Raw genomic sequence first — 1,035 nt, 5'->3', positions numbered from 1 at the left:
ACGTCTAATGTGAATTAAATTGGGCGATCGCTTACATGGGACAAAGGAAGTAATTTTCAGCACACCGAAAAAGTCAAAACTTCGATGTGGTAGTGACGACGAAGCAAAAGGCGCAGAGTGTGACTAGCCATCAAGTGCCGCAATGTGGACGCACAAACCAGCAACGGTTTTGTTGAGTAAACGCTCCGGGTGAAGTCCAGTGTTCTGAAGAACGTGAAACACTCCTTCGATGCGCTGGCGAATGCGGGATATAAAACGATTAAGCTGTGGGGTATGTTGTTGGTGTTGATTAACTCTTTTGAGTGTCCAGATGCAGTTGCCCGTGCGCTGTGCTATGTGTTGTTGCCACTCGGTGCCAATGAAACCTTTGTCTCCATAGATATGACATCCACGCACCGCCTCTAAAACACCTTCGGCCGCTTGACGTTCATCGGTGTGAGCTGGAACTTTGTCATAGGCAATGGGTACTCCGAGCCAAGTGGCGAGCAACACGCTCCTTGTCACCAAAATAGTTCATCTGCCTTGCTGCACACCAACCCGCAGTGGCGCTGCCAGTAAAGTTACTGTGTCTCTTATCTCGCTTGAGTCCGAGCACCGGAATTGGCTTGGTATCAAGCACAAAAGAATCTTCCCCATGGACTCCGAGTTGTGTCACCCAAAACCTTCGCAGTTGTTCAAGTACTCCTTCTAGTCGTCGCACCCGACGATTGAACTGACTTTGGTCTAACAATTTAGGGAACCACTCTAAGTAATTTGCTCGTATGAAGCCGAGAAATTGGGTTTCTCCAGGAAAGGGTAGATAATCCATCACTAACAACAACGTTAATATTTCTGAGTCACTAAAAAGAGGTTTTGCTAAGCGCTAGTATTGGTTTACTGTGCTCTATGGTTTGTTGATACCAGTCATCCACCAGCACAAAAATGGTAGTGAACAGGGTGGGAATGTCTATACTATTCATAGGGAGTCGATGATGGCTAGTGACATTTCCATCTTCGAGCTTCCTTTTCCTTTTGTCTATTTCACATTAGGCGTAA

Annotated in this window: 2 protein-coding genes; both read right to left on the bottom strand. The window is 46.4% G+C overall.

Annotation, left to right across the window (positions count from 1 at the left end):
• Positions 1–123 precede the first annotated feature (123 nt).
• Positions 124–492: a transposase gene (locus F6K53_RS45295; protein ID WP_293087743.1), complete on the bottom strand. Its 369-nt coding sequence runs from the start codon at positions 490–492 to the stop codon at positions 124–126.
• Positions 452–808, bottom strand: a complete 357-nt coding sequence (locus F6K53_RS45290; RefSeq protein ID WP_293087740.1) for a hypothetical protein — start codon at positions 806–808, stop codon at positions 452–454. The genes F6K53_RS45295 and F6K53_RS45290 overlap by 41 nt, the downstream gene beginning before the upstream one ends.
• Positions 809–1,035 lie beyond the last annotated feature (227 nt).

Origin of the sequence: Moorena sp. SIO4A1, from assembly GCF_010672065.1 — a bacterium.
Taxonomy (GTDB): domain Bacteria; phylum Cyanobacteriota; class Cyanobacteriia; order Cyanobacteriales; family Coleofasciculaceae; genus Moorena.
Note: the sequence above shows the minus strand (reverse complement) of the source record. Positions and strands in the feature narration are given on the sequence as shown.

Coding starts and splice junctions, on each gene's coding strand:
- F6K53_RS45290 (WP_293087740.1), bottom strand. CDS start 808: ATGGATTATCTACCCTTTCCTGGAGAAACCCAATTTCTCGGCTTCATA.